General features: G+C 27.6%; 13 protein-coding genes. 4 read left to right on the forward strand and 9 right to left on the reverse strand.

Translation table 11 applies throughout. The features are described from left to right. The first annotated feature begins 137 nt into the window (after positions 1 to 137). Positions 138 to 527 carry a winged helix-turn-helix transcriptional regulator gene (locus tag MBBTH_RS05355; protein ID WP_116592021.1) on the forward strand — a complete coding sequence of 130 codons (390 nt, stop codon included), beginning with the start codon at positions 138 to 140 and terminating at the stop codon, positions 525 to 527. 385 nt (positions 528 to 912) lie between these two features. On the opposite strand, the gene MBBTH_RS05360 is transcribed toward MBBTH_RS05355, so the two are convergent. The 6 genes from MBBTH_RS05360 to MBBTH_RS10900 form a co-directional block, all read right to left on the reverse strand. Continuing rightward, entirely contained in the window at positions 913 to 2373 is a 1461-nt protein-coding gene (locus tag MBBTH_RS05360) for an ATP-binding protein (protein ID WP_116592022.1), read from the reverse strand. Between the two features lie 231 nt (positions 2374 to 2604). Continuing rightward, positions 2605 to 2799: a hypothetical protein gene (locus tag MBBTH_RS05365; RefSeq protein WP_058738613.1), complete on the reverse strand. Its 195-nt coding sequence runs from the start codon at positions 2797 to 2799 to the stop codon at positions 2605 to 2607. Positions 2800 to 2943: 144 nt separating this feature from the next. Continuing rightward, positions 2944 to 4509, reverse strand: coding sequence for a hypothetical protein (locus MBBTH_RS05370; protein WP_116592023.1), 1566 nt, complete (start codon positions 4507 to 4509; stop codon positions 2944 to 2946). Positions 4510 to 5213: 704 nt separating this feature from the next. Continuing rightward, on the reverse strand, positions 5214 to 5555 hold the full coding sequence (locus tag MBBTH_RS05375; protein WP_116592024.1) for a HepT-like ribonuclease domain-containing protein: 342 nt from the start codon (positions 5553 to 5555) through the stop codon (positions 5214 to 5216). Then, positions 5539 to 5835: a nucleotidyltransferase family protein gene (locus MBBTH_RS05380; RefSeq protein WP_116592025.1), complete on the reverse strand. Its 297-nt coding sequence runs from the start codon at positions 5833 to 5835 to the stop codon at positions 5539 to 5541. The genes MBBTH_RS05375 and MBBTH_RS05380 overlap by 17 nt, the downstream gene beginning before the upstream one ends. Before the next feature lie 627 nt (positions 5836 to 6462). Then, positions 6463 to 6609, reverse strand: coding sequence for a hypothetical protein (locus MBBTH_RS10900; protein WP_165814034.1), 147 nt, complete (start codon positions 6607 to 6609; stop codon positions 6463 to 6465). Positions 6610 to 7040: 431 nt separating this feature from the next. Here MBBTH_RS10900 and MBBTH_RS05385 point away from each other — a divergent pair, with 431 nt between their 5' ends. Further along, on the forward strand, positions 7041 to 7817 hold the full coding sequence (locus MBBTH_RS05385; protein ID WP_116592026.1) for a PhzF family phenazine biosynthesis protein: 777 nt from the start codon (positions 7041 to 7043) through the stop codon (positions 7815 to 7817). A 210-nt stretch (positions 7818 to 8027) separates the two neighbouring features. Here MBBTH_RS05385 and MBBTH_RS11075 read toward each other — a convergent pair whose 3' ends face one another. Genes MBBTH_RS11075 through MBBTH_RS05395 form a run of 3 tightly spaced genes read right to left on the reverse strand, consistent with a single transcriptional unit; the run spans position 8028 to position 8787 of the window. Beyond that, positions 8028 to 8270, reverse strand: a complete 243-nt coding sequence (locus tag MBBTH_RS11075) for a hypothetical protein (protein ID WP_243409703.1) — start codon at positions 8268 to 8270, stop codon at positions 8028 to 8030. 53 nt (positions 8271 to 8323) lie between these two features. After that, positions 8324 to 8584 (reverse strand): hypothetical protein, encoded by a 261-nt coding sequence (locus tag MBBTH_RS11080; protein ID WP_243409705.1) that lies wholly within the window; start codon positions 8582 to 8584, stop codon positions 8324 to 8326. Beyond that, a complete protein-coding gene (locus tag MBBTH_RS05395) occupies positions 8581 to 8787 on the reverse strand; it encodes a hypothetical protein (protein WP_116592027.1) in 207 nt (68 codons plus the stop codon). The genes MBBTH_RS11080 and MBBTH_RS05395 overlap by 4 nt, the downstream gene beginning before the upstream one ends. Before the next feature lie 357 nt (positions 8788 to 9144). Here MBBTH_RS05395 and MBBTH_RS05405 point away from each other — a divergent pair, with 357 nt between their 5' ends. Further along, a complete protein-coding gene (locus MBBTH_RS05405; RefSeq protein ID WP_133241942.1) occupies positions 9145 to 9351 on the forward strand; it encodes a hypothetical protein in 207 nt (68 codons plus the stop codon). 51 nt (positions 9352 to 9402) lie between these two features. After that, on the forward strand, positions 9403 to 10851 hold the full coding sequence (locus MBBTH_RS05410) for an FRG domain-containing protein (RefSeq protein ID WP_116592030.1): 1449 nt from the start codon (positions 9403 to 9405) through the stop codon (positions 10849 to 10851). Positions 10852 to 11536: the final 685 nt, after the last annotated feature.

Raw genomic sequence — 11536 nt, forward strand, 5'->3', positions numbered from 1 at the left:
AAATTTTAATAAAAGTAAAACTTTTATTTAATTATAGTATATTTCAGCAGATATAAAAAGAATAAAGTTACCTCCAGGTTACTTAAAACTAATTAATATTGATTAATAAATATTATAACAGTTTTAGGAGACATTACATGAATAATGATAAAAAAGCAGGAAAATGCCCCATGGAACTTGCCATGGAATTGATTAGCAGAAAATGGGTTATTCAAATCTTAAGAGATATGTTTTTTAGAAAAAAACGTTTTAATGAATTTAAAGATGGAAAATCTAATTTATCCAATAAAGTTTTAAGCAATTGTCTAAAAGAAATGGAAGAAAACGGACTTATCTCTAGAAACAGCGACGAGAATAACCAAAGTATTGACTACACATTAACGGATAAAGGGAAAAAACTTAATAAGGTAATTTATGAACTCGCAATGTTTACATTAACAACCGATTTGGGCAATGACTTCTATGATGATGAAACTAAAATCGAATTAGAGAACATATTCAAAAATACATTGATAAACAATTATTGATGGAATATACCCTATTAACCAAAATCCATATAAAGTTAATGTTATACCAACACTATACAAAATATAAGCACCCACCTAAAAACAGCCAAAACAGCCATAAAAAATAATTAATTAAAAAACTATTTTTATGAAAATAAGAAAGAATAATTATTGATTAACCTATTTAATAACCTATACCAAGTTATCATGTGCTGAAAGAAATATTAAAGTTTAATAGATATTATAAAGACCATAAATCATTTAAAAATCTTGTTGCCCGTATACTATGCAAAATATTTACTACTTTTCGCTCTTACACAATTAATATGATATAATAATATTTAAACACACTACACCATATACAAAAAATGGAAAATAAATAATATTTCCCAAATTTTAATAGTTTTTACATTAATGAGAAAGTTTTTATTGGCACGAATATTACATTATCAACTTTTTCAATTGTTTTTGTTGTATCAGATATAACAATTCCATGTGGAGCTTTATAACGTCTTATTGCATCCTTAATTTGATCAGTACCTTTATTACCGTGTCCAACTTCTATTGGGATTACTTCATCAAAATCTTTTTTTATTATAAAATCAACCTTTTGCTTTTTCACTTTATATGTATCGTAGAATATACTGAATTCAAAGAACTGTTCACTATTTTTCAAATTAACAAGGTTTGATCCGACTAATGTTTCAAGCAATATTCCTTCATATTCACTCAATTTTATAGATGAAAATCCGAATTTGAGATTTATTGCATGCATTATGCTTGGTGTTGCAAAATAATACTGCCATGATTTTTTTGCTCTTGCATTTGCACCTGCATAAGGTTCTGTGTGAAATATCAAATGAGTCTTTTCAAGTAAGTCCATTATTGTATTAACACTTCCTGCAGAAGTTTTGATTTTATTTGCAAGCGCATTTTGTGAAATGTCACCAGGATATTTTTCCGCCAAAAATTTCATTAATCTTAATGCATTTGTTTGTGTATTTGCAGTCAGGTTATTCATTGTCCCTAAATCTTTTGTCACCACAGTTTCAACTGAGTAGTATAATTTTTTAAATGCATTTCTGTGATTCGTATCATGCATCACTGACGGAAATCCTCCAAATTTAAAATAATTATCCCAATCCATTGAATGATAATTTTTTAGATTTAATAAATCACGATTTACCTGCTTTTCTTTTATGATTGCATTATCAACATTGCCATTAAATAATAAATCTATCAAATCATTGGAAATATCTGTGTGATAATTATATTTTAATTTTAAATGTTGTGAATAATTTAGGGGAGTTATTGGATATCGTATCATCCTTCTTGCGGCTTCAGCATTATATTCAAGATTTATTGCTGATGAACCTGTAAAAATCGCAAATATATTTTTAGATTTATCAGTGATTATTTTACCTGAAAGTGACCAATCTTTATCAAAATGTGATTCGTCAATTAATAAGAATAATTTTTCATCAAGTGTCTGCAGTGAGGAGTTATGGAATGTTTTTAGATAATATTTGATGGTATCATAGATGTCACAATCTTCTATTTTATTTAGTTCTTCACAGGAAAAATATAATATCTGTTCATGACGGATATTTTTTTGATTCAACAAGTAGTCATATACCTGAAATAAGATTGTTGTTTTTCCAACACCTCTAAGACCCGGCAATACAATATAACGATTAACATTATTTCCATCGATGAATTCATCTATAAATGTTCTTATTTCTTCAAAATCATCCCTATGATTAAATTTAACACCCCTATTTGATAACTCATTGTTTAGAGATAAAGGAGTATCTGTTATTTGGCTTTGTAAAAAATCATGAATTGAATCTTCATTATCAGGATTCATACTAAATCACCTCTTTGATAATATATTGAACACTATTATATAAATATATATTCAATATATTGAATGATAATATGTAAAAGAATATTCAATAAAATTTATAATATTGAAAAACATGACAAAATTATTTACACTTTAAAAAGTAAATAAAGTCCTTAAAATAGATTTTAGCCACAATTATACAAAATAGCATTCATAACGACTGTAAAAACAATAATTTATGGAAGTTTTTTCTTATTCTTTGACATACTCTCTTTTCCCATCAGGATATTCTATGTAAGGACAATCAAGTTCATCATCATAACCAGCAATAGGAAGTCCTTTAATTTTACAAATATCTTGATCTATTTTAATAGATGCTTTAAATCTTTCTGTAAGCTCTTCATCAGAAATTCCACATGTTGAATCTAATTCATTACTTTCTTGCAAATAAATCTCCTCCTATTCCTAATTGTATTATAAGATATAAACTTCATTAATAATAAACATTTTCAAACTGCGACTTTACGAAAAAACATATGATCAATTAGATGTATTCACACCCAATTATTTAAAACTCCTATTATTATCAATTTAAAAAGACAAGAAATATTTTTCACGAATTTTTTTACTTCCATGATTCTGATCTTTAGAATTTAATGCGTTAATTAAATAATCCCAAACATCATTTTTAGGAATGATTATTGATTTAAAACCCATAAAATTCCAATTTTTATTAAATGATTTGAAGATTACTTCCTCCCCATATTTTGATTTTGCTTCTTTTAGATTTGAAATATTTTCAGAATCTAAAGGAACATGTGAAGAAAAGCTATAATTGGGTAAGCAAATAGGATTCATATTTAAATGCAATATTCGAATATCACATTCCAATGCCTCATCCAATTTTAAAATTGAATGAAGAATTCTTGTTTTGGATTCATAAGTCCTCATGATATAATCAAAATCCAATGACTCCTCAGCTAATTTAATATGTTCATCCAAGTATTTTAGAGAAATCTCCTCAATACTGCCATTATGATTATCCAAAAAATCAAAAAAGTCTAAAAAATCAAAATAATAAAGATTATCGATGTAAAATTGAATCCATTCATATTCTTTCAAGTAATCATAAGATTCTTGTGTTAAAAATGTTTTTTCAGACACGAATTCTTCTAATGGCAAATTACTTTCAGCAATTATTTGAACAAGATGTTTTTTATTGCCCGTGGCATCAATACCATGTTTTTCTAAAAATTCTTTCAATTGCCAACGCCTCAAGTCTTTTGAAAAATCCTGCCAATTAGCTTTACAGGCATTATGAGTCAAAAATCCTCCTTCTAAGGACAAATCTCTAAGTTGTTGTCTAAAACACCATGGGACAAAAGACAAATCATATAATGCAAAATCTGCATCATTACATTCATCAACAAGAGTATAAAGTTTAAATCTATTCAAATCAACAGGCATGACATATGAATCATCAACCCTTGGGATTAGACGATACTTATTGTCAGCCATTTTACAAAATTCAATTTCATCCATACAAGTTGTTTGAGCATTCTCTTGGGAGTAATTTTCTTCAGATGTATCCTCTTTAAAATCAGCATACATTTCATCCAAATCCGCAAAATTATTTAAATGAAGGCTATCATATTCCCTTTTTAAGGAATCATCCAAAAATATTTGGAGCAGCAAATCATTATATAAATGGTCCCCATAATAATCATTTTCTAAAAGCATGTCTTTTGTATCCTTAAGGTCTTCATGTGAATCAACAAAATCTGCGAAAATATCCATCATTTCGAACTCTTTTAAACTTAAATGAACTAAATCAAGATCAAAACCACAATTTTTACAAGAACCCTCTTTATAATCCATTTTTTCAAGACATATCGGACAGGTTTCATCCTTTGACATAACATTCCCAAAGAACCATATATAATCATACGGAAAATCAGAAAACATTTCATGAGCCCTAAGAATTAGCTCTTCTTCTTTAATACTGCCATTCTCAAATCCATTTTTTAATCTATCTTTAATTGACATTGCCTCACTTTCTGAAATCTTACCTTCTTTGATTAGATTTTTCATATATTCCGTTAAATGTCTGCCATCTCCAATTATAGTTTCATAACCTGGTTTTTCAAATAATTTCATATTATCAACCACCTATAAAAACACCATCAATAGATCTTATTATAGTAATGTTTTAGAATTAGATATTTTATTTTAAAACTATTTATACTTTCTTATTTTTAAAAATAAACATTGTTTTTGGAATATAAAATTGTTTTTAGAATGAAATATTGTTTTAATTTGATAATAAGTAATGGATAGAACTTTTATATACTTGATGCCCATAGGATTATATAACCTCATAGGATGTTTTGGCCGGTACAGTACCAACCAAGTTATATGTTGAATAGGGATGTATCAAAATTTGTTTAACAAATTTATCCTTATTCAATTTTTAAAATTATATTTTTAATATTCTTCATTAATTGTTAACATCAGTATGGAGGAATTCATTATGGAAACATAGAATATGAAATAGTTAATGAATGGTTTTCCTAATAATTTTTCAAAGAATTTTAAAGTCAATATACTAAAAAAACCATACAATATATAAATACCTACTAAAAAAGACCAATTAATTCCTTAAAAAAAAAGACTAGTTTTTTAAAAATACCAATATATTGCAACCAATAAAATCATCAAATAAATTATATTAGGTTAATAAAGAATAAACTTAATATTACAAATTAATAAGTAAAATAAACAAAAAATAAGATATATTTTTTGTTGCCCGTATACTATACAAAATATTTATTACTTTTTTAATATTTGAATTGAAGATAACTTTAATGATAAAGAATTTTTTCTAAATATTCTTTAATTTCTGGAACATCATCATGCATAACTTCCCAAATTATATCATCAATTATATTTTCATAATTATGGGCAGTGACATTTCTCAATCCAATTAATTGACCCCATTCAATTCCATCATATTCCTCAAGGAATTCATCTGAAAATCTATTGGCAAATTCACCCATTTGAATGATAACTAATGCACAAGCATCTTTATATAAACTGTCAGACATGTAAATCTCTTTATCATCATCAAATCGATTTAAATAATCATCAATACGGTTACAATAGTCAATTATGGTTTCCGCACATCTTTTATCTTTCTCGTTCATATAAAAGAACCTCCTCTTTGCTTATTGCTTCGAGAAATTTTTTATTTGAACTGCCTTTACTGATTACATCAACATGGCAATTAAATTCGTCTTCCAAATCCTGGACTAAAGAAACATATTGCAGACCTTTCAAATCACCTTTATCCATTACAAAATCCAGATCACTATTTTCATTGGCTTCATTTCGAGCATAAGATCCAAAAAGACTGAAAGTATTAATACCATACTTAATAACAATTGGAATAACCCTTTTTCTAATATCATCAATAGTAAAAACCATGAAAAATCACCATAATGTAATGAATTCTTATTTTATCATATAATTCTCATTAATAATAAACATTTTCAAAGTGCGACTTTATGAAAAAACACAAGCTATGTTAATGAAATGTTTTCACAGGACAATATACAAAAAATACTATACAAAATATAAGCACCCTCCTAAAAACAGCCAAAACAGCCTTAAAAAATAATTATTTAAAAAACGGTTTTTATGAAAATAAGAAAGAATAATATTTAATTAACCTATTTTATAACCAATACCAAGTTATTATGTGCTGAAAGAAATATTAAAGTTTAATAGATATTATAAAGACCCTAAATCATTTAAAAATCTTGTTGCCCGTATATTATACAAAATATAATGTACTTTGGTCCTACACTATACTATCCATATTCATCCATATAAGAATATCTAAAAAAATATAATAATCAATTATATAGAAATTCAGAATTTACTGTTTGGTGTTTTTAAAGTGGAAATAATAATGCTTTTTTGAACTATGTGTAAAAAAGGAAGCTATAAAACACATATTAAAGCTAATCATCATTTAAATTGTCAGTTTATCAAATTAGAAAATTTTGGATGAAATCCAACTAGACTTCCAATTCGACATCATAGATTGTTTTACATTAACAAGTTAATGGCCAACAATATGTAGTAACTTGCTAGGAACAAATAAGAGATAGCAAGAACCATATTTTCAATAGCAAGAATGTCCATTCCTCCAAATTTGATTGGAGTGTTTTTAATTGAATTCTCTTTCCACTTCATAAAAACACCTATAGTTACAAATATTATATTAGTGTTTTAGAATTCAGTATTTCCATTCTAAACTATTTAAAATTTGTTATTTTTTAAAATAAATATTGTTATGAGCATGTAAAATTGTTTTAGTAATAGAATATTGTTTTAACTTAAAATTAGACCAAATAAAAACATTTATATATTTTGATATTTAAAATATTATTTGACATCTTATGATGTTTGGTGGCATGATGCCAACCTATAGTTATGAATGTTGAATGGGGATGTGTCAAGATTTGTTTAACAAATTTATCCTTATTCAATTTTAAAAATCTTTTTTTCAATGTTTTTCACTCAAGACATAATATTAACCCCCGAATTATATAAATTTTAAAATTATTTACTGTTACACAAACATTAAGGATATTGAATGAAAAAAATATATTTGGGTGTAGAAAATGAAACAGTATGTTGTTGATGCTTTTACCAATCAGATATTTAAAGGAAATCCTGCGGCAGTCTGCATTCTTGATGAATGGATAAATGAAGAGGTGATGTTAAATATAGCCATTGAAAACAACCTATCTGAAACTGCATTTGCAGTTAAAAACTCCAATCAATATGAAATCAGATGGTTTACGCCAGGAGGTGAGGTAGACCTCTGCGGACATGCAACACTAGCAACAGCCTTTGTAATACTAAACTTTTATGAAAACACAGATGAAATTTATTTTAAAACAATTGATAATGTCCAATTATCTGTTAAAAGAAGAGATACATTATATGAAATGGAATTTCCAGCATATGATTTGAAATCAGTGAACATAACTGACGAAATCATCAATGCATTGGGAGTAAAACCAAATGAGATTTTTAAAGCAAGAGATTTGTTATGTGTATTGGATAGTCCCCAAAGTGTAATTGATTTTAAACCAAATTTAGATAAAATAGAAAAATTAGAAGGACTATTACTTCATATTACTGCAAAAGGAAAGGAATATGATTGCGTTTCAAGATCATTCGGACCAAAATTAAATATTCCTGAAGATCCAGTATGCGGTTCTGGGCATTGCCATATTGTGCCATACTGGAGTGAAAAATTAAACAAAAATAATATACATGCATATCAGGCTTCCAAACGAAGTGGACAATTATACTGTAAAATCAAAAATGATAAAGTTCTAATAGCAGGTGAAGCGACATTGTTCAGCGAATCAAAATTGAATATCAAATAGCAAACAATGGCATTGCCAATTTGAGCAGGAGCATATATATTCAAATAAAATATGTAAAAATAAGAAAAAACAATTATTAAACTCTAACAAATAATATAAAGTCTAAAAATCATTTAAAATGGATTTTGCCCGTATACTATACAAAATATTTATTACTTTTAGCCCCGACAATATAATTTTAGAACTTGAAAATATAAAAAATATATCAGTTTAATTAATGTATTCACTAATTCCTGTGAGCTTCTCAATGTCTGAATAATTCCAATATTTGTTTTCACAATGGAAATATACATCCTTTCTTTTCTTGGAAATCCTGAATGGTACAAGGGTGTTGTCATAAATATGGACAATATCACAGATTTCAAATAATTCTGGAATCAAATCGAGTGCCTTATAATATCTTGATTTGATTTTTTCTTCGGGAACCCCAAGTCCTCCCACGGATTCCCTCATGCTTACACGAGCAATATTAATTTTATAATCTGATGTTAAAACATGAATGCATCTTAAAAAATATCCTTTTTCTTTAGCTTTTTTAAGTAACTTGAGATTCCTATCAGTAGAAAGGACTGTTTCAAATGTGAAATCTTCCCATTTTCAACAATTTCTTCCCTTAATTCTTCAGCCTTCACAGCAGCTTCCAAATCACTGCATAAACTTAATCTTTTAATATCATTAGCATTAATGTAAACACCAATAGTTCTGGCCATACGAGTTATTGTGGTTTTCCCACTGCCGTTTTGGACCTGCAAAAACGATGACTTCATGAAGTCTGTTTTTCTTTGACATATTCTCTCCTTCCATCAGAATATTCTAGATATGCACATTTATTTTCATCATCATAAACCACAATAGGAAGTCCTTTAATTCTACATATGTCCTGATTAATTTTAATAGATGCCTTAAATCTTTCAGTCAGTTCTTCATCAGAAATGCTGCAAGTAGAATCTAATTCATTTTCTTCAACCAATATAATTCCTCCCTATTTTTTAATAAAATAAACAATTACAATAATTAAGATAGAAAATACCTCAAATCAACGAATGGATTAGATGCTATCTGGTTTTTCTGAATCACTTTGATTTTGATGAATATCTCGAAAAGTCAGACGATGATTTCATGACCACATCCCTAATATTTCTAGACACACATCAAGATTTGGCTTTAAAGCGAAATGATTACATGGTTCTTTTTGATGTGCAACTGTCAAAAGCCCCATATTATGTTGTTAACAAGGACTTTTCAGAGGATTTAAGAGAGGAGCTTAAACTGTTTTTGATGCGTTTAAACCCCATTAGTAAATTGATAATCCATAGCTGTAAATCATGTGAATATATACAATTTGAATAATCTGATTATCATATGTAAAATTAAAGACCTTGAAAGACTGTTTGATGATGTCTGGCAGACAGTGAAGTTTAAAAAGGTTTATTTTAACAAAAACGAATCATTTGACATTTTGATTAAAGCGTTGACCACTACCGATTTAGATGAATTGAATCAAAGTATCAAAAGCAGATATTTTGATGAATGATTTGAGAAATGAAGAAAAAAATTAATAATTTAAGAAAACATAATAATAATTATGTCCCATAAATACATAGAAAAAACAAAAATCACAAGTTTTGATGAATTATCCCATATTATCCAAGGAAAAACAGATTTTTGTGAAGATATTAGGTCAAAATTCATTTTTCGCGGTATTGACAACATCAATTACAAACTGGTTCCTTCTTCCTTGAGAGGCAATAGGCTTGATGATTTTGTCAGTGAAGATTTTAAAGTATCATTAGAAAACAGTGCTGAAACAGTTATTAACCATAATCTAATCTACAATAGAAATAACAGGAATATTTCAGGCGGTTTTGGATCTTCCACAATAAACAAATATGGAAGAATTTGCGAAGGTGAAGGCATTAACGCTTATTCACCAGCGGAATTCCAATATTTAAAGGAAGTTAATGCCTTGATGAAGTTTTTTGAAAATGGAGATAAGGTTGGCTTGAAAATTCCAACGAATCAAAATATTCGTGATTTATTTGGGCATGATGAAAATGAAAAATGGCATGGTTTTAATTGGCCTGAAAAAGAGTATTTTGAGCTGATTTCACTTGCCCAACACTATGGAATTCCTACACGTGCTCTTGATTGGTCATATGATTATAAGGTTTCCTTGTATTTTGCCGTTAAAAACATTATAAAAGAGGGTTATTTATACAACAAAAAACCCGAAGCTGGAGTTTTATGGGCCTTTAATTATAAGCAATTGGAAATTGACAATATGGATGCAAAAACACCATTTGCAATTAAATATTACCGGCCAGAATACCATTCCAATCCTAATTTAAATGCTCAGAAAGGATTATTTACCTTCATCATAAATAAAATCAATGACCTTACTGATAAGGCCTTTGATGAGTTTATCGAAGAGCTTTTATGTGAAGGTGTTATTAAATTACCTGAAAACGAAAAGGCATTTTACAAATTTGAAATCCCAGAAACTGCAAAACCGGAGATTTTATATGATCTGTACCAAGAGGGTTATTCAGAAGAGCATTTGTTTCCCGGCTATGCTGGTGTGACACAATCTATAGAAAATAAGGTTAAACTAGATACATTACTCCAAAATCAATCTAAAAAAGATGTTGTAATATCTTTGACTAATGATGCCTTTGATAAAATTGCAAAGGGTGAGAAGAAAATGATTTTTACCATATTTCCTTTCAAAGGGGATGTTGATAAAATATTCATTTATATTGCAAAAATTAAAAGAATCGTTGCCTATACCAGATGTGAAATATATGAAAATACTCCAGTTTATTTCTGGGATAAGTTTTCTAAGGAGTCTGGCTTGTCCGAAGAAGAATTTTTTAAAGATTTGAATTGTTTAAAAACTATTTATGCATTAAAAATTGTTGATTTCAAAAAAATTAAACAAGAAATTCCCCTCAATGATTTTGAATTTAAAAAAGATTATTATTTTCTTGATGAAGTTCCACAGCTGAAATCTTTGGTTAATAGGGACTTTAATTAGACAAGTTAAATATAGCTGTGGTGATTCAAATTCAATGAATATAGTTGATATTGAGGAAATTCTGTTATATTCATACAATCCACTAAGATTATAACCATATGCATGTGAATTGATTAAATCTTTCAATTCCATGAATTTTTGAAAATTCATCCATGTGATTATAGTAATAATAAATATTTTCAAAGTGTGACTTTATGAAAAAACAGAAGTAAGGTTAATGAATGTTTTCACATGACAATATACCAAAAATACTATACAAAATATAAGTCATCTACTAAAAACAACCAAAATAGCCTTTAAAAATAATTATTTAAAAAACTCTTTTTATAAAAATAAGAATTAAAAATTATCAATTAAATCATACAATAACCAACATTACATTAAAATAATTAAAAATAATTATAGAATCTTAATAAAGGATATGAACTCCAGAGATCATTGTAAAATCTTGTTGCCCGTATACTATACAAAATATTTACTACTTTTAGCTCTCAAATTATAATATTCAACTAAGAAGCATATATATTTTTATTACTTTTAAATTTACCCCATATTCCAGACTCTTTCAAAAACTTTGTTGATTTTCAAAATCCTTTTTGCGATTGTCATTCCAAATGAGATCTCTGCGATAGATTCGTTTTAAAACGCCTCGTTTGGTCTTGAATGTTCGTTTTCTTGATTTTGG

Origin of the sequence: Methanobrevibacter thaueri (assembly GCF_003111625.1) — an archaeon.
GTDB classification, from domain to species: domain Archaea; phylum Methanobacteriota; class Methanobacteria; order Methanobacteriales; family Methanobacteriaceae; genus Methanocatella; species Methanocatella thaueri.